Here is a 25522-nt window from a genome sequence, read left to right on the forward strand (position 1 = left end):
CACAGACACCTACAGGTTAGGATTACCTACCCTACCCAAGGCGAGTTTCGGTCAACGAAAGGACCCAGCGCATGCCGGTGACCACCCCGTCCAGGCGGCTCGATCTCCCGATCGTCCTGCGCGAGTTGCGGGTAATCCGCACCACCGAGGTGACTCCGCGGATGCGCCGGATCACCGTCGGCGGCGAGCAGCTGGAAGGCTTCCGCTCCGGCGAGTTCGACGTGACCGCGTTCCGCACCGAGGGCGCCGACGACTACGTGAAGATCTTCCTGCCGGAGGAGGGCGAGACCGAGCCCGTGCTGCCCGAGCAGCACGACGGCCACCTGCACTGGCCTCGCAAACCCGCACCGGTCGCCCGCGCCTACACCGTCCGCCGATTCGACCCCGTCAACGGCGAACTCGACCTCGACTTCGTGGTGCACGGCCACGGCGTCGCCGGGAACTGGGCACGCGACGCGAAGCCGGGCGACGTGCTGCACCTGGCCGGGCCGAAGGTCTCGACCATCCCGCCGACCGGCGCGGACTGGTGGCTGCTGGCGGGGGACGAGACCGCGTTGCCCGCGATCGGCCGCTACGTCGACACGCACGCCGATTCCGCGACCCTGCACGCCGTCGTCCTGGTGGACGGCCCCGAAGAGGAGCAGGCCGACCTGACCGGTGTCACCTGGGTGCACCGTCGCGAGGGCGTCGCCGACGCGAAGCTGCTCGCCGATGCGGTGCGGCAGGTCGCCCCCGCCACCGGTGAGGGCTGGATGTGGATCGCCGGCGAGGCCGCGATCGTGCGGGAGTTGCGCGCGGTCGCCAAGGAGCTCGGGGTGCAGAAGCAACTGCTCGACGCCTCCGGGTACTGGCGCGCACCGGTCGCCGGCGCGCTCGCCCGGGTACGGGCGCTCCGCGATCAGGCCGTCGAGTCGCTCGACCACCGGCGGCGCGAGCACGCCTGACGGCCGGCGCGGCCGGATCCGCTCAGCGGGTGGCGAGCTGATCCACCGCGCCGGGCACGGGCTCGGCCGGATCCGATCCGAGTTCGACGATGCCGTTGCTCGCGTCGACGTGCACGACCCGGGGCACGAAGTCCGCGGCCTCACGGGTGTCGACGTGCCGGTAGGCCATGATGATCACCAGGTCACCGGGTGAGATGAGGTGTGCCGCAGCACCGTTGATGCCGATCACGCCCGATCCGCGGGCACCGGCGATCGCGTAGGTCTCCAGCCTGGCGCCGTTGTCGATGTCGACGATGTGCACCTGCTCACCCTCGAGCACGTCGGCGGCATCCATCAGGTCCTCGTCGATGGTCACGGAGCCGACGTAGTGCAGGTCGGCCTGGGTGACGGTGGCACGGTGGATCTTCCCGGAGAGCATGATGCGGTTCACGACCGATAGGTTAGCCTAAGCGAAGTAGAGTGCGACAGGGGTTGGCTCAGGCGCCACCCCGGCGAGGAAACAGGTGATGACAACCGCCGCGGCCACGAACCCGGCCACCACACAGGACGCACCGCACCCGACCGGGCCGCATTTCGTCCTGTCCCGGCCGCACGGCACCGTCAGCGGGCACGGGGTGGCCGACACCACCATTGACCCGAACGACGCGGTGGCGCGCCTGCGCGCGGGACGGATCCCCGCGATCGTCGGGGCGCTGCCGTTCGACGTCCGCGAACCGGCCGCGCTCACCGTGCCGCACCGCCTCGACGTCACGTCGGCGCCGCTGCCCGTCGCCAGCCCCGACGCCGCCGTGCCCGCCGTGTCGATCCGGCGCCGCGTCCCGTCCCCCGCGGACCACGCCCGTCGGGTCGCCGACACGGTCGCGCTGCTCCGCGAATCCGCGCTCCGGAAGGTCGTTCTCGCCCGTGCCGTCGAACTCGACGCCGCCGCACCGCTCGACCACACCACGATCCTCGAACGCCTCGTCGCCGCGGACCCCGCGGGGAACGGCTTCTCGGTGGACCTCAGCGCAGCCGGCGAGGCGCACCGGGGCGTGCGCCTGGTCGGGTCCAGTCCCGAGGTGCTGATCCGGCGCCGCGGCGACCTCGTCACCTGCCATCCCCTCGCCGGGTCCGCACCTCGCCATCCCGATCCGGAGATCGACGCGGCCCGCGGCCGCGCGCTGGCGGCCTCGGCCAAGGACCTCACCGAGCACGCCTACGTGATCGACTTCTTGCGCGCCGCCCTCGAGCCGCTGTGCACCGACATCGACGCCCCGCGCAGTCCGGTGCTGACCAACACGCCCCAGCTGTGGCACCTCGGCACCCCCATCCGGGCGACGCTGCGCGACCGGGCAGTGGGCGCACTGGAGCTCGCGCTCGCGGTGCACCCCACGCCTGCGGTGTGCGGCACCCCGACCCCGGAGGCGATGCGCACGATCCTGGCCGTCGAGGGCAGCCGCGGTTTCTACGCCGGCACGGTCGGATGGTGCGACGCGTCCGGCGACGGCGAGTGGATGGTGACCATCCGCTGCGCGCAGATCGCCGCGGACGGCCTCAGCGCCACCGCACACGCCGGTGGCGGGATCGTCGAGGCGTCCGACCCGAAGAGCGAACTCGACGAGACCACAACGAAATTCGGCACCATCATGGCGGCACTCGGCGTCACCGCCTGACCCCTCCGCGCCAGGCGGTGCCCGACCCGCCCCTCACCTTCATCCCGGCCCGGCAGCCTGCGGTCAGGCGGTGGCCGACTCGGCCTCCGGATCCGCCACCGCCGTGGTCGCGTCGATCGCGGAGACCACCTCCGCCGTCGTCGGCACCCGCCCGGCCCGCTTGGCCACGTATTCGAGCGCCATCAGGTGCTCGTCGCGGGTGAAGTCGGCGGTCGCGTCCAGCACCAGGAACGGCGCGACATCGCTCATGAACGCCTCGGTGGCGCTGAGCATGCACCCCATGTGTGCGTAGACCCCGGTCACGATCAGCTGGTCGCGACCGAAATGCCCCAGCAGCTGCCGGAGGTCGGTGCGCTGGAACGCGGAATACCGCCACTTGGTGACCTGAATGTCGGACGGCCGCGGGGTGAGTTCGTCGATCACCTCGGTGTCACGACCGGTGGCCATGCCGACGCCCCAGAAGTCGGCGAGGATGCCGCGGCGGGACGGGTGCTGATCGCCCGGCTGCATCGTGTAGATCACCGGGATTCCGGCGCGTGCACAGGCATCCCGGATGGCGGCGATGTTCGCCACCACCGAGCTGATCGGCTCGGTACCCGGCTCGTACGCGTCGATGAAGTACTTCTGCATGTCGTGGATCAGCAGCGCGCAGCGTGAGGAGTCCAGCGCCCAGTCGACGCGGTCGGCGGACACTTCGTCGCGGCCCGGCAGCTGGTACGGCGCGATCGGAGGAATGGCCATCCGGTTACTCCTTTGTCGTGTTCGGTGGTCGAGTTCGGTTGTGGCGATTCATATGTCGAGGGTGGCGCCGCCGTCGACCCGCAGGTCGTGCAGCGTCACGTGCCGGGCGGCGTCCGAGCAGAGGAACAGCACCGTCTGCGCGATGTCCTCCGGCTGCGCGAGGCGACCGAGAGGTATCCCGAGCCGGAATGCGGACGCGTCACCGGCGATCACGGCGGCGGATTCGTCCTCGCGCGACCACATGCCGCGCAGCATCGGGGTGTCGGTGGAACCGGGAGAGACGATGTTGCACCGGATTCCGTGCGGCGCGAGCTCGAGACCGAGGCTGCGCAGGTAGGCCGTCGCCGCGGCCTTCGACGCGCCGTAGGCGGCCATCGAGGTGCGCGGGGTCGGTGCGGCGTTCGAGGAGACCCCGACGATCACGCCCGGCCGCGCGCCCGCGTCGACGGCGGCCACGAAACGCCGGGCCGCTTCGCCGGCGACATTGCGGGTGCCGGTCGCGTTGACCGCCATGCAGATGTCCCAGTCGTCGCCGCGGTCCAGCCCGGAGCCGGTGCGCAGGACGCCGGCGGCGTGGACCAGAATGGAGACCGGCCCGATCGCGTCCTCGGTCGTGGTGAATCCGGCGGCGACCGCGTCGGGGTCGGTCACGTCGACGGCGAGGACCCCGCCCGTGCGCGGGTCGGCCTGCTCGTCACCGGCGATGTCCCACCGTGCCACGGTCGCGCCGGCCTGCTCGAACACCCGCGCCACGGCGGCCCCGATGCCACCCGCGGCGCCCGTCACGAGCACGGACCGTCCGGTCACTCCATCCACCACCATGAGCCTAGGCTATCCTTAGCTTCGCTTTGCCGCGCACGCGGTGTGCGCTTCGCGAGATGGGAGTCCAGTGGTGTCGGTGTCCTCACGGGGTCCGGTCGAGTTCACTCCGTGGCCCGACGAGGAGGCGAGCCGCTTCCGCGACAACGGCATCTGGGCCGGGCGGACATTCGATCAGGTCCTGCGCGACACGGTGGCCGCGCGCGGCGACGCGGTCGCGGTGATCGACGCCGAGACGTCCTGGACGTACACCGAACTCGACGCCCGGGTGGACGCCCTGGCCGCCTGGCTCGCCGACCTCGGCGTCGTTCCACGCGACCGGGTGATGGTGCAGCTGCCGAACCGGGCCGAGTACGTCGCGACGGTCTTCGCCCTGTTCCGGATCGGCGCACTACCGGTGTTCTGCCTGCCCGCGCATCGCTCCGCGGAACTGACCGCGCTGGCAGCGGCCTCCGAGGCCGTCGCGATCGTCGTCGCCCACCACCACGAGGGCTTCGACCACGCGGCGCTCGCCGCCGAAGTCGCGGCCGCCTCGCCCTCGCTGCGCATCGTCGTCTGCGTGCCCGATGCGGGCGCCGCGGCACCGGAGGGAACGGTGGCCTTCGGCGAGCACCGCGGCGAGCCGCCCATCGAACACCGCGGCGAGCCGCGCATCCAACATCACGGCGAGCCGCGCGAGTTCCCGGCGGTCGATCCCGGCGCGGTGGCGTTCCTGCAACTGTCGGGCGGCAGCACGGGAATCCCGAAGCTGATCCCCCGCACCCACGACGACTACCTCTACAGCGTGGTGCGCAGCAACGAGCTGTGCGGCGTCACCGAGGACACCGTGTACATGGCGACTCTGCCTGTCGCGCACAACTTCCCGATGAGTTCCCCGGGCATCCTCGGCGCGGTCGCGGCCGGTGGGACGATCGCGCTGACGCCGTCGCCCAGCCCGTCCGCGGCGTTCGCGATGATCGAACGAGCCGGCGTGACGATGACCGGACTGGTGCCGCCACTGGCCCGGCTGTGGACCGAGGCCGCCGAACGCGGCCACCCGCACGACATCTCCACCCTGGCCACCGTCCAGGTCGGCGGGGCGCGCTGCCCCGACGAGTTGGCCGCCCGGATCGGCCCTGCGCTCGGCGCCCGGTTGCAGCAGGTGTTCGGGATGGCGGAGGGCCTCGTCTGCTACACCCGGCTCGACGATCCCGACGAGGTGGTGACCACCACCCAGGGCCGGCCGATGTCGCCGTTCGACCGAATCCGTGTGGTGGACGAAAACGACGAGGATGTCCCCGCCGGCACCGAGGGCGCACTACTAACCAAGGGCCCCTATACAATTCGCGGCTACTACCGCAATTCCGACGCCAACGCCCGGTCGTTCACCGCCGACGGCTGGTACCGCACCGGCGATGTGGTCCGTGTCGACGCGGGCGGGAACATCACCGTCTGCGGCCGCGCGGTGGACCGGATCAACCGGGGCGGAGAGAAGGTTTCCGCGGAGGAGGTCGAGGAGCACCTGCTGGCACATCCTGCGGTGCGGGACGCGGTGGTCGTCGCGATACCCGACGAGTATCTCGGCGAGCGCACATGCGCGTTCGTGCTCGCCGCCGACGAGGCGAATCCGCCGAAAACCGGGCAGATCCGGGCGTTCGTGCGCGAACGCGGGCTCGCGGCGTGGAAGATCCCCGACAAGGTGCAGGTGCTGGAGTCGTTCCCGGAGACCGGCGTCGGCAAGACCAGCCGCAAGGAACTGCGGCGGGTGCTCAGCGCCCGCTGAGCAGGCCGGTTTCCTGCGCGGTCACGCCTCGATGGCGATGACCGCACCGGGCTGCAGCCATCGGATCAGCCAGACCAGCGCGGCCTCGTCGATCGCGACGCAGCCCTCGGTGGGCTGACCGTTGGCGACGTGCAGGAAGAACGCGCCGCCGTCGCCGGGGATCCGGTCCTTGTTGACGCCCATCACCACCGCGTACCGGTAGGCCGGGATCTGCAGTTGCTCGGCGGAGTCCTCGTCGAACGCGCAGGTGCCGGGCACGCAGACCTGATGGGTGTTGTAGGTCGGACTGTCCGGGTCGCCGTCCCACCAGTCGTCGGGGCCGACGGTGCGGTACGGGAGCCCACCCCCGGGGAACGGGGCCGTGCCGAACGCCTCGTCGAGCGTGAACACACCGGTCGGGGTGGCGGGGATGCCGTCCCGGGCGCGGTCGGCGAACCCGTCCGCGCCGACGGTCGCGGGCAGCGCCGGGGAGACACGGTGCCAGCCGACCGGGGACCGCTGCCACGCCTCGACCGTCGCCTGCGAGCCACCCGTGCCGCCCACCGCGACCACCTGGCTGGCGCCGCCGACCCGATCCGCGAACCAGGGCCCCTGCGCGGCCGCCATCGGCGCCGTCAGCAGGGCGAGCACCGTCGCCACAACGGTCGAGAGTATGACGTACATCACACTGCGCACACCACATCCTGACCGGCGGGCATCGCGCCGTCAAACGCTGCAGCGATTCGGCGCCGCCGGCACGGCGCCATCGTCAGCGCCGCCGGCGCAGTGTGAAGTGGAAGTACTCGTTCAACATCCACGCCTGGCTGCGGTTCACGATTCTGCCGTCGTTGTCGCAGGTGAGCTCCTCCATGTACATCGCCGGATGCCCGGGCGCCACATCGAGCGCGTCGGCGATCCCGGAGTCGAGGGCGACGGCCGCGAGGGTGCAGTCGCTGTAGGCGACGTCGAGTTCCGGCTTGGCGAAGAGGAGGTCGAGCACCGACCCCTCGAAGGCGCCGGAGAGTTCGTCGCGGGAGAGCACCGCCGTGGGCACCGCGTCGACGATCCATCCGACCCTATTCTTGCCGTACAGCTTGACCCGCTCCACGTAGACGAGACCAGTGCCGGGCTCGAGCCCCATCGCCTCGGCGATGTCCTCGTCCGCATCCTGTTCGTGGATCCGCAGATTGGCGCTCGTGACGGTCTGCCCCTGCTTGGCGGCGTACGCCTCGAACGAGCACAACTGCGACAGTCCGGACGAGAGCGTGTGCGGCCGCGGCAACACCAGGCTGCCCTTGCCGTGCTTGGGTTCGATGTACCCGGCCTCGCTCAGGCCGGCCAGCGCCGCACGCACCGTGATGCGCGACACCCCGTACCGCGCGCACAGCTCGGACTCGGCCGGCAGGTAGTTACCCGGCTCGACGGCTCCGGACAGGATCAGCTCGCGGAGGATCGCCTCTCTGATCTCGGTCGCAAGGCTCCTCCTGCTCCCTTGAACAGTGGTGGGCGGCAACGACTCCGAGCGGCGCGGCGAACGGGAATCTCGAGACATGCCGACAGTGTCGCACACGTAACAAGGCGTTAACGGACATCAGTCGTAAGTCGTAATACAAGTAGTACAGATTGGTCTCCGAAAGGAGAGCAATGAGCGTAGACATGGTGATCACCGGGGCAACGGTGATCGATGCACATCGATTCGACGTCGTCGACGTCGCCGTCGCGGACGGCCGGATCTGCGCCGTCGGCGACGGCCTGGCCCGGACACACGGGGCCGGCGCCCGGATCGTCGACGGCACCGGCCGGTACCTGATGCCGGGTTTCATCGACATGCACGCCCACAGCGCGATCCGGCTGTTCTCGGAACCCCAACTCGCCGCGAAGATCTCGTCCGGCTTCACCACCGAACTGATCTGCCCGGACGGACTGGGTCCGGCGCCGGTCCGAGCCGAGGAGCGAGACGGCCGCCGCCGCTATCTGGCCGGCCTCGAACCGGGAACCGCCTCGTGGGAGTGGGAATCGTTCGCCGACTACCTCGGTGCGGTCGACTCCGCGCGCCCCGCCACCAGCATCGTCTCCTGCGTCCCCCACAGCGCGGTCCGCGAGGTCGTCATGGGCAACGTGGCGCGGGAGGCCACGCTCGACGAATTGCACCGGATGCGCGACCTGGTCGGCGAATGCCTGGCCGCGGGCGGCGCCGCCGTGTCGTTCGGCCTCATCTACGCCCCCGGCCTGTACGCGAACACCGAGGAACTGACCGTCGTCGCGGACGCCGCGGCCGAGTACGGCGTGCCGCTGATCCCCCACATCCGCAACGAGGCGGATCAGGTCGTGCACTCCGTCCGGGAGTTCGTCGACGTGTGCGAACGGACCGGCGCGCCGTTGCACCTGTCCCACCTGAAGATCATCGGCAACGCGCACCTGCTCGACGACCTGATGAACCTGATCGACGAGGCCGCCGACCGCATCGACATCACCTTCGACCAGTACCCCTACGGAGCGGGCAGCACCCTGCTGTCGGCGCTGCTCCCGCCCTACGCGTTCGAGGGCGGCGCCGACGCGCTGTTGTGCCGGCTGGGCGATCCGTCCGAGCGGCGGCGGATGGCCCGGGACATGCGGACCGGGCTGAGCGGCTGGGAGAACATCCTCGGCAGCGTCGGCCCGGGTCGGGTCGACGTCACCCAGGCCACCGGTTCCCGGTCCACCGACGTCGGCCGCACGATCGAGGAGATCGCCGACGAAGGGCACACCAGCCCGGAGGAAGCGGTCTTCGATCTACTCGTCGACACCGAGCTCGACGCAGCGATGATCGACCACTACGCGGCCGAGGAGACCGTCCGCTCGATCTTCGGTCACCGCCTCGCGATGGTCGGCTCGGACGGCGTGTTCAACCAGTCCCCGCATCCGCGCCTGTACGGCACCACCGGCCGGGTCCTCGGCCGCTACGTCTTCCGCGATCACCTCGTCCCGGTGCAGGAAGCGGTGGCCCGGCTGACCAGCCGACCCGCCGAACGGCTCGGGCTGCACGACCGTGGACTGGTCGCCGAGGGCCTGCGAGCCGACCTCGTCCTCCTCGACCCGGCCGCCTTCGTGGACCGGGCCACCTTCGCAGACCCCACCGCGGGCCCCGACGGCATCGACCTCGTGGTCGTCGGCGGAGAAACCGCGTGGGAGAACGGCACCCACACCGGGACCCGCAACGGAACCGTGCGCACCAGCCCGGCCTGACGCCGGCGGCGCCCGCCCGAACTTACCCACCCCAGAGATCGGAGACACCCGTGAACACCCCCACCCACCATGCCATCGACGAAGACGCGATGATGAACTTCCTGCTGCGTTACATTGCCGCACAGAGCTATTCGACGGACGAGGGTGCCGCCGCCGCGGTCCTGCGCGCCGAGATGGAGCGACTCGGCTTCACCGTCGAGGTCGACGACTGGGGCAACGTCATCGGCACGCTCCGACTCGGCGACGGCCCCACCGTGCTGATCGACGGACATATGGACACCGTCGTCGTCACCGACGCAACCGAATGGAAGCACAGCCCCTGGGGCGAGGTGGAGGACGGCCGACTCTACGGCCGCGGCTCGATGGACATGAAGGGTCCCACCGCCGCCGCCCTCTACGGACTCGCCGCCCTCAAGGACGGGTCCATCGGCACCCTGGTGCTGTCCGGAACCATCGGCGAGGAACTCGCGGAGGGACCCGCGCTGGTCAAGGTGTGCGAAACCGTCCGTCCCGACTACGTCATCACCGCCGAGGCGACGAACCTCGCCCTCAACCACGGCCAGCGCGGCCGGGCCGAGATCCTCGTCAACGTGCACGGCAAGTCGAGCCACTCGGCCCACCCGACCGCAGGCATCAATGCCGCCGAGGTGATGGTCGACGTCATCGCGGCGCTGCGCGAGATCACCCCGCCGACCGACCCGATCCTCGGCCCCGGAATCCAGGTCCTCACCGACGTCATCAGCCGGCCGTATCCGGGTCTGTCCGTCCAGCCCGACCTGTGCACCGCGACGTACGACCGCCGCCTGCTCGTGGGCGAGACCGAGGCGAACGTGCTCGACCCGGTCCGTGCCATCGTCGATCGGGTCTGCGCCGCGCACGGCACCACCGGCGAGGTCCGGATCGCGACCGACGACTACACGACCTACACCGGAACACCCGTCGTCTGCCCGAACTTCGCTCCCGCCTGGCTCACCCCGACGGATTCGGATCTGGTGGTCGCGGCCACCTCCGCCCTGCGTGAGATCGGGTTGCCCGACGACCTCGGTGTCTACAAGTTCTGCACCAACGCATCGGGTTCGGCGGGCGTTCTCGGCATCCCCAGCATCGGGTACGGTCCCGGCGAGGAGGACCAGGCGCACACCGTCGACGAGTCGGTCCCCGTCGCGGACCTCGCGCGCGCGGCCCTCGGCTACGCGGCGATCGCCGAGGCGATCGTGACGGCGCTGCCGGGCGGTGCCCGATGAACGTGGTCGTCAACGCCGAACGCGCCCCTGGGGAGGTCACCCCCGTCGACCCGGACGACATCATTCGATTCCACCGCGACCTGGACGGGTACGACACCACCCCGCTTCTCTCCCTCCCCGCGGTGGCCGAACGCCTCGGTGTGCGGACCGTCTGGCTCAAGGACGAGTCGTCGCGACTCGGACTGCCCGCCTTCAAGATCCTCGGGGCGTCGTGGGCGGTGTTCCGGGCCCTCGCCGACCTGACGGAACTCCCGGGCGGGCCGGAGACCCGTCTCGACGACCTGAGAATCGAACTCGAGACCCGGCGTGCCTCCCACCCCGACCGGACCCCGACCACCCTGATCGCCGCGACCGACGGCAATCACGGCCGAGCGGTCGCGCGCATGGCCGCGTTGCTCGGCCTGCGGTCCCGCATCCTCGTCCCCGCAGGCACCGTACCCGCCCGGATCACGGCCATCGCGGAAGAGGGCGCCGAAGTCGTTGTGCACCAGGGCAACTACGACGAAACCGTCCGTGCTGCGGCGGCACAGGAAACAGCCACGCACATCGTCGTCTCCGACACCGCATGGGAGGGCTACGACCGGATTCCCCGGTGGGTGATCGAGGGCTATTCGACCATTGCGGCGGAAACGCTCGAGCAGCTCGACGACGCCGGCGAGCCGGAGCCGACGGTCGTCTCGCTCCAGGTGGGCGTCGGAGCCTTCGCCTCATCCATGGTGCGGGCGCTCGTGCCGCGGGGTGTCCGGGCGATCGCCGTCGAGCCCACCGCCGCGGCGTGCCTCGCGCCGAGCCTCGAGCTGGGCCGTCGCACGGTCGCGGACGGCGCCCTCGACTCGATCATGGCAGGCCTCAACTGCGGGGAGGTCTCCCCGCTCGCGTGGCCGGAACTGCAGGCGGGCGTGACCGCGTGCGTGACCGTCGACGACGACGCCGCCCGCGAGGCGATGCGGCTGCTGCACGCCGAAGGCGTCACGTCGGGTGAGAGTGGTGCCGCCGGGCTGGCCGGCCTGCTCCGGGCGCCCGAACTGCTCTCTCCCGACGACATCGTCCTGCTCGTCAGCACCGAGGGCATCACCGACCCGGACGCCTACGCCGACATCATCGCCGCGAGCGCGACCCTCACAGGAGCCTGACGCCATGTCTCAATCGATCGCCTTCGTCGGCGGCGACGTCGCCTCCGAGTCCGGCCTGACGCGCGCCGACGTGCTCGTCGACCATGGTGAGATCATCGCCGTGGGGTCGCTTGCCGGACATGACATGTCCAACTACCACGTCGTCGACTGCACCGGCCGCCTCCTGCTGCCGGGCGGGGTCGACGTCCACACCCACATGCAGTCCCGCTCGTTCGCCGCGGTCACCTCCGACGACTTCTACTCCGGCACGATGGCGGCCGCGGTCGGAGGCACCACAACGATCGTCGACTACGCCCCGCAACTGCCGGAGGCGAGCGTCGCGGAATCGGTGCACACCCACGGCGAGGCGGCCGCCGGGCGGGCCGTCATCGACTACGGACTGCACGCCTGCGTCACCCGGCTCTACGACGGGTTCGAGAAGGAGTTCCGGTCCCTCGCCGATTCGGGGGTCACGAGCGTGAAGACGTTCATGGCCTACCGCGGGGCGCTGATGCTCGACGACGGCGACCTGTTCCGTGTCCTCTCACGTGCCGGACACAACGGCATGCAGGTGTGTGTGCACGCCGAGAACGGCGACATCATCGACGTCCTCGCCGCGGACCTCGTCAAGCAGGGTGTCCGCGGGCCGGAGGGCCACCTGCTCTCCCGTCCCCCGGCCACCGAGGCCGAGGCCGTCGCACGCGCGATCCGCATCGCGGGCATGGCCGATGCACCGCTGTACTTCGTGCACATGTCCACCTCGGATTCGGTGGACCTGATCGGTGAGGCGAAGCTGTCGAACCGCCCCATCGGCGGTGAGACCTGCACGCACTACCTCACCCTCGACCCGGAGATCTACTACCGGCCGGACTTCGAGGGCGCGAAGGCCGTGCTCACCCCGCCGCTCCGCGAGGAGCCGCACCGCAAGGCACTGTGGACCGGGCTGTCGTCGGGCGTTCTCGGCATCGTCAGTTCCGACCACTGCCCCTACTGCTTCGACGGACAGAAAACACTCGGCCGCAACGACTTCCGCGAGATCCCCAACGGCGGCCCGGGTGTCGAGCACCGCATGCTCGTGACCTGGTCCGAGGGAGTGCGGGCCGGCCGCATCGACATCGGCACGTTCGTCACGATCACCGCCGCCGAACCGGCACGCCAGTTCGGAATGTATCCCCGCAAGGGCGTCCTGGCCCCGGGCGCCGACGCCGACCTGGTCGTGTTCGATCCCGGGGGCACCACCGCGGTGTCCGCCGCGACCCAAACCCAGAACGTGGACTACACGCTCTGGGAGGGCTGGGAGCTGCACGGTCGCATCGAGGCCGTCTGGTCCCGCGGCGAACTCGTCGTCTCCGGCGGCGCCCTCACCGACACCGGACGCCGACCCGGACGCGGGCGTTTCGTCGCCCGCCGTGCGGTGACCTGACCGGCGCGCGTCCCACTACCGCTCCCACCCGACATCGAAAGAGGCAGCATGACCACCGACCTCGAGGCACGCCTCGCCACAGTGGAAGCCCGCAACGCCATCGAGAACCGGATGTCCGCGTACATCCACAGCTGCGACATCACGAAGAACGTCGACGACATCGTCGGCCACTTCACCGACGACGCGGTCTGGGAGGGCGTCGGCCGCAACGTCGAGTTCGGCCGCTCGACCGGCAAGGCCGCGATCGCCGACAACTTCCGGACCGTCCACGTGCGCCAACCGTTCACGATCCACTACCTCACCAACCCGGAGATCCACGTGGACGTCGCCGCAGGCACCGGCACGGGTCGCTGGCTGTGCTTCGAACCGTCGACGATCCGAGGCGGCACCATGCCGGTGTGGATCGGGCTGCGGTACGAGAACGACTTCGTTCTCCGTGACGGGCAGTGGCTGATCGACCATCTGCGAGTCGACACCCTGTTCGCCACCCCCTACGACAAGGGCTGGGGCGTCGAGATGTTCACCCCGGTCACCGCCACCGAGCCCCGCTGAGCCCACCGCCACCAGACATCGAAAGAGGAGCACACCGTGTCGAACTCCGTCGTGCACGAACCCGTCATCCGCCAGGCCGACATCCCGATCATCGCGCTCGCCGACCTGCATTCCCCCGACCCCGCGGTCCGCCGAGCAGTTGGTGAGCGGATCGACGAGGCCAACCGCCGGGTCGGCTTCCTGGTCATCACCGACCACGGCGTGCCGGCCGACCTCATCGCCGAGATGCACACCGTCTGCGAGGACTTCTTCGCCAAGAGCGACGGCGTGAAACTTCCCGTCCGGCAACCCGACCCCTCGATCAGCCGCGGCTACATGGCACCGCACGCCCGCTCACTGGCCGCGTCCGGCACCGGAATGGGCGAGAAGGACTTCGTGGAGTACTTCGCGATGGGACCGACACACCGGACCGGCACGGGCATCTTCGACCACCACAACCTGTGGCCGACGCACGACGACCGGTTCCGCGAGGTCTGGACGGCGTACTTCGAAGCGATGGAGTCGCTGACCACCACCCTCCTGCGAGGCTTCGCACTCGGACTCGACCTGGACGAGAACTTCTTCGACACCTACTGCTCGGATCACTGCTCGGTCCTGTTCGCCAACGGCTTTCCCCCTGTCGACGCCCAGCCCGCTCCGGGAACCACGCGGCTGGGCGCGCACACCGACTACGGCAGCGTGACGATCCTCTATCGCAACGAGAACCCGAGCGGCCTCCAGGTTCTGCAGGACGACGAGTGGCGGCACGTCCCCGACATCCCCGGCTCGTTCGTGGTGAACATCGGCGACCTGATGGCCCGGTGGACCAACGACCGGTGGGTCTCGACGGTGCACCGGGTGGCCAACCCGCCTCGGATCGCGCTGGGCCGCCGGCGGCTGTCGATTCCCTTCTTCCACCAGCCCGACGCCGACGCGCTGATCGAGGCCATCCCGACCTGCGTGGGCGCGGACGGAGCCCGGTACGACCCGATCACCTCCGGGGACAACTACCTGCTCAAGACCGCGCGATCGACCGCGGCCTGAGGCACGAGGTCACCCGAAACGATTGAGAGGCAGTCCATGTCCCGGATTCTCGTGATCAATCCGAACTCGTCGCAGACCATGACCGACACGATCCGGCGGAGCGCCGCGTCCGCCTCGGACCGCTCGCACACGATCACCGTGACGCACACCCCGGGCGCCCCGACCGCGATCGACACCGCACTTGACGAGCGCCGTGCCGTCGAAGCCATGCTTGCCCTCCCTCAGCTCGAGCACCCGGATGACTTCGACGCCATCTGCATTGCCTGTTTCGGCGATCCGGGACTCGGGGAGCTCCGGACGCTGACATCGAAGCCGGTCATCGGTATGGCCCAGGCCGCAATGACTTTCGCGGCAACGGCATACGGCAGCTTCGGCATCGTCGCCGCCTCCCAGGATGCCGTCCCGATCATGGAGCGGCTCGTCGCATCCTACGGACTCGCCCCCTGGTGCCGCGGCGTGACCGCCGTCGGGGTCGGGGTCGGGGAGCTGTCCGCGAACCCGGACCGGTACCTTCCTGCCGTCGAGGAGCGGTGCGGTGACCTCCTCCGTGATCACGGCGCGGCGAGCATCTGCCTGGGGTGTTCCGCGCTCGGCCCGGCCGGGTCACTGCTGAGCGCGAGGTTCGGGCGACCGGTTCTCGATGCCGTGCCGCTCGCCGTGTCCGTCGCAACGACCGCGGCACGGCTCTGACCACGACCCGGCGAAATCATTTCCCGCGCAGGTACATCCGCGTCACACACCTTTAACAGACAAATGTTGACATACAACATACGTCCTATCCGACGGTTCACCCTCTTCGCCTTCTGACGCCCCGATCACGGGTTCGCGTCGCCTGTTCCGGCAACCACGACACGAGGTTCCCATGACCGACAGCTTGACACCAGTGCACGTCCACCCTGCGGCCCCGCCATCGACCCCCGACCCGGCACCCGTCTCCCCAACCGATTCCCCGCTCTCCAGCGACGATCTGCTCCCCGTCCCCGCAGCGAAACGCACCTGGGGCGCGTGGAACTTCACCGCTCTCTGGCTGGGCATGGTGCACAACATCTTCGGCTTCACCGTCATCGGCAGCATGATGGGAACCGGCCTGTCCGCCTTCCAGGCACTGACCGCGGTCTTCATCGCCTGCCTCATCCAGCTCGTCTTTCTCACCCTCACCGGGCGCGTGGGCAGCCGGTTCGGCATCCCGTTCCCGGTGTGGGCCCGTGCCGCCTTCGGGACCTACGGCAGCAACATTCCCGCCGTGCTTCGCGGCATCACGGCGATCTTCTGGTTCGGCATCCAGAACTATCTGGGTGCCTCCGTCCTCAACGCCCTGTTCGGCGAGGTCTTCCCCTTCTGGGCAAGCCTGACCGAGCACGACGTCTTCGGGCTGTCGTTGAACCTGTGGATCTGTCTGCTGGTGTTCTGGTCGGTCAACTTCATCGTCATCCGGCACGGCATCGAGACCATCCGCAAGTTCGAGTCCTGGGCCGGTCCCCTGGTTCTCGTCGTCATGGTCGGCCTGGTCATCTGGGCGTTGAAAGTGGGCAACGGTCTCGGACCGGTCTTCGACTCCCCCTCCGACTACCCGACCGTCTCGAACTTCGTCGCCTTCGGACTGATTCCCGCCGTCGCCGTCTTCATGAATGCCGGCTTCATCACGATGATCCTCAACTACCCGGACATCTCGCGCTTCGCGAGATCCAATCGCGCCCAGGCCATCGGCACCTTCGTCGGCCTGCCGGTGGGCACGTTCGTCTACTACGGCATGGCGGCGATCATCGTCTCCGGCACGCAGGCCGCCTACGGCACCGCGATCTGGGATCCGGGCGAGGTCCTGACCGCCATCGGCAATCCCTTCGTCACGATCGTCGGCGCCATCCTGCTCACGGTCGCCACGATCTCCGTCAACATCCCCGCCAACCTCATCTCCCCCGCCTACGACCTGGTCAACCTGTTCCCCCGCCGGTTCACCTTCAAGAGCGGTGCGGTCGTCGCCATCCTGCTCGCGTTCGTCTACTGCCCGTGGGTGTGGATGCGTGACGCCGATTCGCTCTACTCGTTGCTCGACAACCTCGGCACCTTCCTCGGCCCGGCGACCGGCATCCTGATCGCGGACTTCCTGTTGCTGCGCCGCGGCCGGCTCGACGTCGACGCGCTCTACGACCCGAACGGGCGGTACCGCTACGTCAAGGGATTCAACCCGGTCGCGATCGGCACCCTCGCCGCCGGCACGCTGTGCCTGATCCTGCTCAAGTTCGTCGAGGCCACCAGCAGCCTCTACACCTACAGCTGGTTCCTCGGACTGGCCTTCGGATTCGTGGTGTACAGCGCGGTCTCGTTCGCCGTGCGCGGCCGCTCGGCGACACTCGACGCCGGACTCGAACCCGCAGGCACGCTCGGCACCGAAGCCGCGCCCGCCAGGCCGGAATGAGACAGGGACACCCGACCGTGCGAATCAAAGTGATCGTGCCCTTCCCGTTGGACGAGGAAGCCATCGCCCGCCGCGCCGCGCAACTGTCACCCACGATGCTCGGCCCCGACGTCACAGTCGACTACGTGCCCGTGCGCAACAGCGGTGTCCTGGCCGACAGCGCCTACGACAATCTGCTGATCGAGTTGTTCGTTGTCGAGGCCGGTATCGGCGCCGAGGCCGACGGCTACGATGCCGTGTGCGTCGACACCGCATCGGATTCGGGTGTGGCCGCGCTTCGTTCACGACTGTCGATCCCGGTCATCGGTCCCGGTCAGGTCGCGGCCCACACGGCGAGCCTGCTGGGCCGGCGCTTCTCGATCGTCAGCACGTTCGAGCGGTGGGCGGACAACTGCCGCAAGAACCTGGTGACCTACGAGATGTCCCACAAGGTCGCCTCGATCCGATCGCTGTCCTCGGAGACTCCCGACGTGTCGAGACTGCTGACAGACAAGCCCGAGGTCATCGATGCTCTGGCCGCCCTCGCTCACTCGGCCGTCGTCGACGACGGCGCCGACGCCATCGTCCTCGCGAGCACCACGATGCACCAGGCAGCGAGCACGCTGGCGGATCGGCTTCCCGTCCCGGTGATCGACCCGGGACCGTGGTCGGTGCGGCTGGCCGCCGACCTCGTTCTCCTCGGGGTGTCGCACAGTCGACCCGCCCACCCTGCACCGGCTCGGCACCAGGACGAACTCCTGTTCGCCCTGCCGAGCGTGCCGGGCTTCGAGCCGGCTGCGGTCGCGGTGCACGGGAGTGCGGCCCACCCCCGGGGCTCCCTGGGTGATGGGGAGGCACCTGACCGCTGACGGGCGGGTGGTCGCACGGCTCGCACGGTTGCCCGTCCCTCGGGATCGACGGGACGGGCAACCGAATTCGGCCACGAATGCGGGGATCGCCTGGAAGGATCTGCTCCGCAACCCGACACCCGATCCGCTCCGGAGGCCGGCATGGACTCACCAGCACTCGACAGCACCGACGGGGTCGCGGTCGTCGAGACCTTCCTCACCGACCTCGCCCACGGCGACGCCGACGCGGCACTGGCGCTGATCGCCGACGACATCGAGTGGACCAACGTCGGGTTTCCCTCCCTTCGCGGCGCTCGACTGGTCGGGCGGTCCATCCGCGCGATGAACAGCCCGTGGCTGAAGTTCGACGCGATCATGCACAATATCGCCGCGACCGACGGCGTGGTGCTGACCGAGCGCACCGACCTGCTGACCGTCGGACCGGTGAGCATCGAATTCTGGGTCTGCGGCACGTTCGAACTGCGCGACGGGAAGATCACGGTCTGGCGCGACTACTTCAGCGTCCGCGACCTCGCTCGCGGCACCGCTGTCGGCATCGTCCGAGCGGCACTCGGCCGCCGCGGCGGCCGCTCGCACGGGTACCTGGGTCGAGCGGACACAGGGCGATAGGGTGAGCCGGCACTGCACGGGGGGCCGTGCCGTTCGCCGCATCGCGGTTGCCGCTGCCGCCGCTGCAACGCTGATCACAGCGGCGGTTCCCGCGGCCGCGCAGGTCGCCCAGACCGGCGGCGTTCCGCTCGACGTGCCGACACCGGACGAGGTCTTCAACGGCTTCACCCTCGGAACGCTCCGGCACGGTGCGCTCGCGACGCCGCAGGAGAACTTCGACGGCCTGTTCGCGTCCGATCCGTTCTTCGTCGAGCCCGAACTGCTCGGCACCGAAACACCGGGCACACTGCTCAAAGCCGAGCCGTTCGACGTGCTCTTCAGCGGCGTCCAGCCGGGGAACATCGCCGCGTGGAAGACGATGTACGTCACCGAGACCCTCGACGGCGGACTCGATGTCTCCACCGGTGTCGTCATGCTTCCGGAGGACGGCCGCGACAACCGCACGCGGTCGATCGTCGCGTACCAGGAGGCAAACGACTCCGTCGGAGCCGGCTGTCATCCGTCGACCCAATGGTCGGGTGGTGCATTCAGCGAGGCCTCGGCCTGGTCCGCCCTGGGACCACTTGCACTGATGTGGGGTCGAGGGCTGGGCGTGGTGATCTCCGACATCGGCAACGACGCCGACCCGAATCCACACGGGGTGTTCGCCGGACGCTACGCGGCCATGGCGCTGCTCAACGGCGTTCGCGCCGCGTACCAGGTTTCGGACGCCTCGCTGAATCCGGCCAATCCGGTCGGCATCTTCGGCATCGCCGGCGGGGGCGTCGGCGGGGGCTTCGCCGCCGAGTACCAGCCCTGGTACGCGCCGGAGATCAATCTTCGGGCCACGGTCCTCGGGGCGATGGCGGCCGATCAGCGCAACTTCGTCAGGTTCGCGTCCGGCGGCCTCGGGTCGGGATTCGTCCTTGCCACGTTGCTCGGCCTGGAAGCGAAGTACCCACAGATGCAGATCGACGAGAAGCTCACGCCCGCAGGCAAGGTCCTTGCCGACGCGTTCCGCGGTAGCTGCCAGGTCCTCTACTTCGCGACACCGTTCCTACCGACGCAGGCGCTCTTCAGGTCGGGTGAGCATCCCGCGGACATCGCGGACTTCCTGCCCGTCTACGCGGACAACAGGCTCGGCGACGGTGGCGCACCGACGTCGAAGGTCCTCGTCAGCTCGTGCGCCGACGACGACTCGTTCATGGTGGTGACACCGGCGTCGGACTCCCGAGATCTCGTCGACCGGTACCGCGCGGGAGGAGCCGACGTGCGATACCACCCCCTCGAGTGCGGCACGGACGTACTGCTCACCGACCCCTACCGATGGGGCACCGAGTTGTTCGGCATGCACACCGTCGACTGGCTCGCCACCGAACTCGGGTCCTGACAACCGTTGCCCCAAAACGACTTCCGCGGTCGACCGCTGCCGACGAACCGAAAGGAATCGTATGCCGCTCCCTCGCGTGTCCGCCCGAGTCCTCGCCGGACTGTTCGCGCCCGCGATCGTCGCCTGCTCGATCGCGCTCCCCCCGCAGGCGGGCGCGGACGACGTCTCGCAGTACCTGAACCTGCCGATGCCGAACCGCACGTTCGACCGCGGCCCGGGCGGGGTCAACCCGCAACTACCGACCGGCGTCGGCGCACTGGCGGCCCTCGTCGACGCGGCGCGGTCGTCCGGCAGGCCCCCGAGCTCGTACGCGGGGCTGCTGCTCCAGTACCGGCTGGCGCAGGCCACCACCGACGCCGGCATCGACCTCGCCGGATGGGACCCGGCTCGAGGCTTCCCGGTGAACCGCTCCAACATGATCCGGTCCTACCGGTACTACGAGGACTTCCAGCTCGCCCACCGTGAGCTGCAGTGGGCGGGCATGGGCGGACAGGTCGGCGCCGACTTCGGCGGCGGCATCGCCGACATCGACCTGGTCTCCGACATCTACAGCCTCCCAGGGTTGCAGCAGATGGCGAGCACGGTGATCAACCAGGCCGTCGCGGTGGCCGGGCCGCAGGTCGTCGACCGGTTGCCACAGGGGTTGCGCGATCTCGCGAACTCGGCCGGCAGGATCACCCCGACCGACCTGCGCTGGTTCACCGAGCAGGTCGTGGTGATGCAGAAGGCGATCTTCGCCGACCTGATGCCCATGCACTACGCCTACACCCACGACGGTCTCGCCGGGATCGACGAGTTCCACGACGCCGGGCTGATCCCGGAGGACGTCCGCGAGGCGTGGTACGCCATCGCCTCAGGGGAACCCGACCGCGTCGCGGACGGCAACATGAGCCTGCTGCGGCGTGAACAGCGAGATGTCGTCGGCGCCAAGTGGGACGAGGTCCGTGCCTACGGCGCCGGCGTCGGCAGCGCACTGACCTATGTGATGACGCTCGCCGGGTCCCCCTCGGTGGCGGGAGTGCCACCGCTGCGCAGCCACCGGTCGATCGAAGTCGAGACAACCCTCCCCGACGGGCGAACAGCCACGCTGCACACTCCGCTGCCCGGCTGGGACTGGTCGGTCTACGACCAGCGCTGGCAGTACGTCAGCACCGAACTGCTGCCGCGGTACCGGAACATGGTCGAGAACGACTGGCCTGCACTGGAGAGGATCCTGCGCACCCCGTACGACGTCCAGTTCGAGACCGGTCGCGCGACGTCCCGGATCCCGGCGATCCTCGCCGACGTGGCGGCAGCCACGTACGTCACCATCGGCTGACCACCGGCCCGGGCTCGTGCGGGGCATGTCGCCGGCACCCGCACGAGCCCGGCATGCTCTACGGCGTCGGCCCGAACTCCTCGAGCATCTCGGTGACGAGTGCCGCGATCGGGGAGCGTTCGCTTCGGGTCAGGGTGATGTGCGCGAAAAGCGGGTGCCCCTTCAGCTTTTCGATCACCGCAGCCACACCGTCGTGCCTGCCGACCCGCAGGTTGTCGCGTTGTGCGACGTCGTGGGTGAGCACCACTCTCGATCCGCTACCGAGCCGGGACAGCACGGTGAGCAGCACGTTGCGTTCGAGCGACTGGGCCTCGTCGACGATCACGAACGAGTCGTGCAGCGACCGTCCACGAATGTGGGTGAGCGGCAGCACTTCCAGCATTCCGCGGCCGATGACCTCGTCCATCACCTCGGGGCTGGCGAGGCCGTCGAGGGTGTCGAAGACGGCCTGCCCCCACGGGCCCATCTTCTCGCTCTCACTACCCGGCAGGTAGCCGAGATCCTGACCGCCGACCGCGTACAGCGGCCGGAACACCACGACCTTGCGGTGCGTGCGGCGTTCGAGCACCGCCTCCAGGCCGGCGGTCAGGGCGAGCGCCGACTTGCCGGTGCCCGCCTTGCCGCCGAGTGAGACGATGCCGACGCTCTCGTCGAGCAGCAGGTCCAGCGCGATCCGCTGTTCGGCGGAGCGCCCGTGCAGGCCGAACGCCTCCCGCTCCCCCCGCACCAGCTGCACCCGCTTGTCCGGGGTGACCCGGCCCAGAGCGCTCGATCGGCCACCGAGGAGACGGATCCCTGTGTGGCACGGCAACTCCCGCGCCTCGTCGAGGTCGACAACCCCTTCCGCGAACAGCTCGTCGATGCGCTCGGAGGCGACGTCGAGTTCGGCCATCCCGGTCCACCCGGAGGGCACCACGTCCTGTGCGTGGTACTCGTCGGCCGGCAGCCCTACGGCACCGGCCTTGACGCGCAACGGGATGTCCTTGCTGACCAGCACCACGTCGCGCCCCTCGGCGGCCAGGTTCAGTGCGCAGGCCAGGATCCGGGAGTCGTTCGAGTCGGTGCGGAAGCCGACCGGCAGCACGCTCGGGTCGGTGTGATTCAGTTCGACCTGCAGGGTGCCGCCGTCGGTGCCGATCGGCACCGGTTGGTCCAGCCGACCGTGCTCGAGTCTGAGATCGTCGAGCATCCGAAGCGCCTCGCGCGCAAACCATCCCAGCTCGTGGTGGTGGCGCTTGCCCTCCAGTTCACTGATCACGACCAGCGGCATGATCACGTCGTGCTCGGCGAACCGGGTGACGGCCCACGGATCGGAGAGCAGGACCGAGGTGTCGAGGACGTAGGTGCGGACGGAGCGGTTTGCGGTCACGGTGGCTCCTACACCTGCACGGCGCCCGCGCAGGCGGCGGTTCGCTGGGCCGGTCGGTCCGGGTGGGTCTGCGACCCACGGGGACCGGGCGCCGGTCCCCTCGCCCTGAACGAAGTCAGTCACGACTCGAACCTCCCGGACGGGCAACTTCCCCTGTCACCCGTTGAACTGAACGCTACGTCCAACTCCCGCACCGACACGTGAGCAACACGGTGAACGTTACGTAAACCGACGTCGCCAGAATCATCCGTTCGCACGACTCGCACAAACGCGACCACGCCTTACAGTTCCCTGGCATCACCTGCCGCAAATCACACGGACCCGAAACCGAGACGTAGGGGCAACGAGGATGACAAGGGCGACCCTCCGACAGCGGGTACTCGCACTCGGAGCGACAGCGGTGTGCGTCGCGGCACTGGCAACAGAAACGGCCAGCGCGCAACCGGCCGCTCCGATCACCACACAGATCGGGATCGTCCGCGACAGCACCACCAACCGCGACCGATACGTACTGCAGGACGAATCCGGGCGGCAGATAACCCCCGCAAACGGCTACAACGAGACACCCACCGGACAAGTCGTACTGAGGACCGACACCCCCGACTCGCTCCTGCGCTATGTCGGACAGCTCTATCCGAGTTCGGCGCTCCCATCCTTCGTCGAGTCGGATCCGGTCCAAGGCCCGTTCAACGACGGCTGGTTGCATGATTCACCGGGCCAGCCATACGTGAGAGGCGGTTTCGACGAAGGCTTCTATGGCAACGAACCCGAAACCGTCACCTATTCCGGAGACGCCAACTACCGTCCCGCGAGCAAGACCACCATGATCCCGATCATGCCGGCCAACGGCAGGCTGATCCCGACCGGGTCACTGACCCTGACACCTGGAACCCCCCACTCGACGGTCACCGTCCGCCTTCCCTCTGACGCAACAGGAATCGTTCGCGGTGGATGCGCTGCGCGTAGCCTTGTCGACCAATTCCGGTCCGACTACGAGGCGTGGTTCGACGCCGGTCAGATCGGCGACGCTCCCCAACTCCCAGCGGGTATCCGGTCAGCGTTCGGCGAGGGTGGCGCCGCCCTCGAACAAGGTGTCGGCACCTTCCAATGCGACACGACCCTGCCCGGCTCTCACCTCGCCCTTGCCCTCTACCTCCCCGAGGGTGTGGTCGCCTCCGATCCCGAAACCGGTGGCAACGTCTCCCCCTATGGGGGTCTGTACTTGGCGTTGAATGCCGACCCCGAAACCGGCGGCAGCACCGAGGGCATCGACCCCGCAACCTCCCTCGCACCCGGACAACAGAACATCCGAGTCACCGTCGACGGCCTCACCCCGAACACCGAGTACACCATCTACCGCAACTCGACGCCGGTCCGGCTCGGCACCGTCACTACCAACGCACAGGGCCAGGGCACCTTCCCCGACGCCCTCCCCAACGACATCACCGACGGTGAGCACCACTACTCACTCGAGGACGGAGACGGAAGGCAGGTCGCCAGCGCACCGTTCACCGTCTCCTTCTTCGCACCGACCCGGGACGACGCATCGTTCACCGCGACCGCAGACACCGATCCGGGCACCGAGGAGCCCACCACCGGCAGCCTCGAGAACATCTTCGGAAGCTGAACGACGACACAGCAGAACACGCGAAACGGCCCGCACCCCAAGGGGTGCGGGCCGTTTCGCGCGGAAAGCCTAGACGTTCTTGGAGAGCATGCCCCAGTCCTCGAGCCCGTCGTAGAGCGGGAAGTCGAGGGCCAGCTTGGACACCCGCGCGCGCAGGGCGGTGATGTCGGAGTCCTGACCGTTCGCGAGGGCGGTGGCGATGATGTCGGCGACCTCGGCGAACTCGGCATCGCCGAAGCCACGGGTGGCCAGCGCCGGGGTGCCGATTCGCAGGCCCGACGGGTTCATCGGCGGGCGCGGGTCGAACGGCACGGCGTTGCGGTTGACGGTGATGCCGATCTCGTGGAGCAGGTCCTCGCCCTGCTGGCCGTCGAGCTCGGAGTTGCGCAGGTCCACCAGCACCAGGTGCACGTCGGTGCCGCCGGTGAGGACGGAGATGCCGTTACCGGCGACGTCGGAACCACCGAGACGCTCGGCGAGGATCTTCGCGCCGGCGAGGGTGCGCTCCTGCCGGTTCTTGAACTCCTCGGTGCCTGCGATCTTCATGGCGACGGCCTTCGCGGCGATCGCGTGCATCAGCGGGCCGCCCTGCTGGCCGGGGAACACCGCGGAGTTCAGCTTCTTGGCCCACTCCTGCTTGGCGAGGATCATGCCCGAGCGCGGACCGCCGAGGGTCTTGTGGACGGTGGTGGAGACGACGTCGGCGTGCGGCACCGGCGACGGGTGCAGACCGGCGGCGACGAGGCCGGCGAAGTGCGCCATGTCGACCCACAGCTTGGCGTCGATCTCGTCCGCGATCGACCGGAACGCCGCGAAGTCGAGGTGCCGCGGGTAGGCGGACCAGCCTGCGATCAGGACCTGGGGACGCTCGGCGAGGGCGATCTCGCGGACCTTGTCCATGTCGACGACGTGGGTGTCCTCGCGGACGCCGTACGACGCGACCTGGTACAGCTTGCCGGAGAAGTTGAGCTTCATGCCGTGGGTGAGGTGACCGCCGTGCGCGAGGTCCATGCCGAGCAGCTTCTCGCCCGGGTTCATCAGCGCCATCAGCACCGCGGCGTTGGCCTGCGCGCCGGCATGCGGCTGCACGTTCGCGAACTCCGCACCGAAGACGGCCTTGGCGCGCTCACGCGCGAGGTTCTCGACGACGTCGACGTGCTCGCAGCCGCCGTAGTAGCGACGGCCGGGGTAGCCCTCGGCGTACTTGTTGGTCAGCACACTGCCCTGGGCCTGCAGCACCGCGCGGGGAACGAAGTTCTCCGAGGCGATCATTTCCAGGGTGTCGCGCTGACGGGCCAGCTCACCGTTCATTGCCGCGGCGACCTCGGGGTCGAGTTCGGCGAGCGAAGCGTTGTTCACGTCGGTGCTGGGCACAGCGGTCATCGAGGGATCTCCAAGCGAAAGGCCGGGCAGGGGCAGGTCTCATTGTAGGGCCAGGTCAGTGACCCCCAACCACGGGTTCCCGGGAACGAGACCCGCGGCACCGTCCC

Annotated in this window: 23 protein-coding genes; 16 read left to right on the plus strand and 7 right to left on the minus strand. The window is 69.2% G+C overall.

What is annotated here, in order from left to right:
• Positions 1-71 precede the first annotated feature (71 nt).
• Positions 72-944 carry a siderophore-interacting protein gene (locus ACWDUM_RS02380; RefSeq protein ID WP_450132740.1) on the plus strand — a complete coding sequence of 291 codons (873 nt, stop codon included), beginning with the start codon at positions 72-74 and terminating at the stop codon, positions 942-944.
• 22 nt (positions 945-966) lie between these two features.
• On the opposite strand, the gene panD is transcribed toward ACWDUM_RS02380, so the two are convergent.
• Positions 967-1362 carry an aspartate 1-decarboxylase gene (gene panD, locus ACWDUM_RS02385; protein ID WP_450115860.1) on the minus strand — a complete coding sequence of 132 codons (396 nt, stop codon included), beginning with the start codon at positions 1360-1362 and terminating at the stop codon, positions 967-969.
• 88 nt (positions 1363-1450) lie between these two features.
• Here panD and ACWDUM_RS02390 point away from each other — a divergent pair, with 88 nt between their 5' ends.
• Entirely contained in the window at positions 1451-2596 is a 1146-nt protein-coding gene (locus tag ACWDUM_RS02390; protein ID WP_450132741.1) for an isochorismate synthase, read from the plus strand.
• Positions 2597-2659: 63 nt separating this feature from the next.
• On the opposite strand, the gene ACWDUM_RS02395 is transcribed toward ACWDUM_RS02390, so the two are convergent.
• Both ACWDUM_RS02395 and ACWDUM_RS02400 read right to left on the minus strand, forming a co-directional pair.
• The gene (locus ACWDUM_RS02395; RefSeq protein WP_450115845.1) at positions 2660-3337 is read right to left on the minus strand and encodes an isochorismatase family protein; all 678 of its coding nucleotides are present in this window, start codon (positions 3335-3337) and stop codon (positions 2660-2662) included.
• Positions 3338-3385: 48 nt separating this feature from the next.
• Positions 3386-4159, minus strand: a complete 774-nt coding sequence (locus ACWDUM_RS02400) for an SDR family oxidoreductase (RefSeq protein WP_450132742.1) — start codon at positions 4157-4159, stop codon at positions 3386-3388.
• Positions 4160-4235: 76 nt separating this feature from the next.
• On the opposite strand from ACWDUM_RS02400, the gene ACWDUM_RS02405 reads away from it, so the two are divergent.
• The gene (locus ACWDUM_RS02405; protein WP_450132743.1) at positions 4236-5918 is read left to right on the plus strand and encodes a (2,3-dihydroxybenzoyl)adenylate synthase; all 1683 of its coding nucleotides are present in this window, start codon (positions 4236-4238) and stop codon (positions 5916-5918) included.
• A gap of 21 nt (positions 5919-5939) precedes the next feature.
• Here the strand turns inward: ACWDUM_RS02405 and ACWDUM_RS02410 are convergent, their stop codons facing one another.
• Both ACWDUM_RS02410 and ACWDUM_RS02415 read right to left on the minus strand, forming a co-directional pair.
• Positions 5940-6581: a L,D-transpeptidase family protein gene (locus ACWDUM_RS02410; RefSeq protein WP_450132744.1), complete on the minus strand. Its 642-nt coding sequence runs from the start codon at positions 6579-6581 to the stop codon at positions 5940-5942.
• A gap of 85 nt (positions 6582-6666) precedes the next feature.
• On the minus strand, positions 6667-7449 hold the full coding sequence (locus ACWDUM_RS02415; protein ID WP_450132745.1) for a GntR family transcriptional regulator: 783 nt from the start codon (positions 7447-7449) through the stop codon (positions 6667-6669).
• Between the two features lie 92 nt (positions 7450-7541).
• On the opposite strand from ACWDUM_RS02415, the gene ACWDUM_RS02420 reads away from it, so the two are divergent.
• The 12 genes from ACWDUM_RS02420 (at position 7542) to ACWDUM_RS02475 (ending at position 21036) form a co-directional block, all read left to right on the plus strand.
• Complete coding sequence (locus ACWDUM_RS02420) at positions 7542-9122, plus strand: N-acyl-D-amino-acid deacylase family protein (RefSeq protein WP_450132746.1); 1581 nt, start codon at positions 7542-7544, stop codon at positions 9120-9122.
• A gap of 50 nt (positions 9123-9172) precedes the next feature.
• Complete coding sequence (locus tag ACWDUM_RS02425; RefSeq protein WP_450132747.1) at positions 9173-10366, plus strand: YgeY family selenium metabolism-linked hydrolase; 1194 nt, start codon at positions 9173-9175, stop codon at positions 10364-10366.
• Positions 10363-11499, plus strand: coding sequence for a diaminopropionate ammonia-lyase (locus tag ACWDUM_RS02430; RefSeq protein WP_450132748.1), 1137 nt, complete (start codon positions 10363-10365; stop codon positions 11497-11499). The genes ACWDUM_RS02425 and ACWDUM_RS02430 overlap by 4 nt, the downstream gene beginning before the upstream one ends.
• 4 nt (positions 11500-11503) lie before the next feature.
• Positions 11504-12901 carry a dihydropyrimidinase gene (gene hydA, locus ACWDUM_RS02435; RefSeq protein ID WP_450132749.1) on the plus strand — a complete coding sequence of 466 codons (1398 nt, stop codon included), beginning with the start codon at positions 11504-11506 and terminating at the stop codon, positions 12899-12901.
• Between the two features lie 48 nt (positions 12902-12949).
• Positions 12950-13453, plus strand: a complete 504-nt coding sequence (locus tag ACWDUM_RS02440) for a nuclear transport factor 2 family protein (RefSeq protein WP_450132750.1) — start codon at positions 12950-12952, stop codon at positions 13451-13453.
• 36 nt (positions 13454-13489) lie between these two features.
• Positions 13490-14476, plus strand: a complete 987-nt coding sequence (locus ACWDUM_RS02445; RefSeq protein ID WP_450132751.1) for an isopenicillin N synthase family dioxygenase — start codon at positions 13490-13492, stop codon at positions 14474-14476.
• 36 nt (positions 14477-14512) lie between these two features.
• Positions 14513-15166 (plus strand): aspartate/glutamate racemase family protein, encoded by a 654-nt coding sequence (locus ACWDUM_RS02450; protein WP_450132752.1) that lies wholly within the window; start codon positions 14513-14515, stop codon positions 15164-15166.
• 172 nt (positions 15167-15338) lie between these two features.
• Positions 15339-16892, plus strand: a complete 1554-nt coding sequence (locus ACWDUM_RS02455; protein ID WP_450132753.1) for an NCS1 family nucleobase:cation symporter-1 — start codon at positions 15339-15341, stop codon at positions 16890-16892.
• A gap of 17 nt (positions 16893-16909) precedes the next feature.
• Complete coding sequence (locus ACWDUM_RS02460) at positions 16910-17740, plus strand: aspartate/glutamate racemase family protein (RefSeq protein ID WP_450132754.1); 831 nt, start codon at positions 16910-16912, stop codon at positions 17738-17740.
• 141 nt (positions 17741-17881) lie between these two features.
• Positions 17882-18349, plus strand: a complete 468-nt coding sequence (locus ACWDUM_RS02465; RefSeq protein ID WP_450132755.1) for a limonene-1,2-epoxide hydrolase family protein — start codon at positions 17882-17884, stop codon at positions 18347-18349.
• Between the two features lies 1 nt (position 18350).
• Positions 18351-19718: a lipase family protein gene (locus tag ACWDUM_RS02470; protein ID WP_450132756.1), complete on the plus strand. Its 1368-nt coding sequence runs from the start codon at positions 18351-18353 to the stop codon at positions 19716-19718.
• A 61-nt stretch (positions 19719-19779) separates the two neighbouring features.
• The gene (locus ACWDUM_RS02475; protein WP_450132757.1) at positions 19780-21036 is read left to right on the plus strand and encodes a hypothetical protein; all 1257 of its coding nucleotides are present in this window, start codon (positions 19780-19782) and stop codon (positions 21034-21036) included.
• Positions 21037-21094: 58 nt separating this feature from the next.
• Here ACWDUM_RS02475 and ACWDUM_RS02480 read toward each other — a convergent pair whose 3' ends face one another.
• Complete coding sequence (locus ACWDUM_RS02480) at positions 21095-22405, minus strand: PhoH family protein (RefSeq protein WP_450132758.1); 1311 nt, start codon at positions 22403-22405, stop codon at positions 21095-21097.
• Between the two features lie 349 nt (positions 22406-22754).
• Between ACWDUM_RS02480 and ACWDUM_RS02485 the strand changes: the two genes are divergently transcribed.
• Complete coding sequence (locus tag ACWDUM_RS02485; protein ID WP_450132759.1) at positions 22755-24032, plus strand: hypothetical protein; 1278 nt, start codon at positions 22755-22757, stop codon at positions 24030-24032.
• A 69-nt stretch (positions 24033-24101) separates the two neighbouring features.
• Here ACWDUM_RS02485 and glyA read toward each other — a convergent pair whose 3' ends face one another.
• Positions 24102-25415, minus strand: coding sequence for a serine hydroxymethyltransferase (glyA, locus tag ACWDUM_RS02490; RefSeq protein WP_450132760.1), 1314 nt, complete (start codon positions 25413-25415; stop codon positions 24102-24104).
• Between the last annotated feature and the right edge of the window lie 107 nt (positions 25416-25522).

It is taken from the genome of Rhodococcus sp. NPDC003322 (assembly GCF_053589555.1).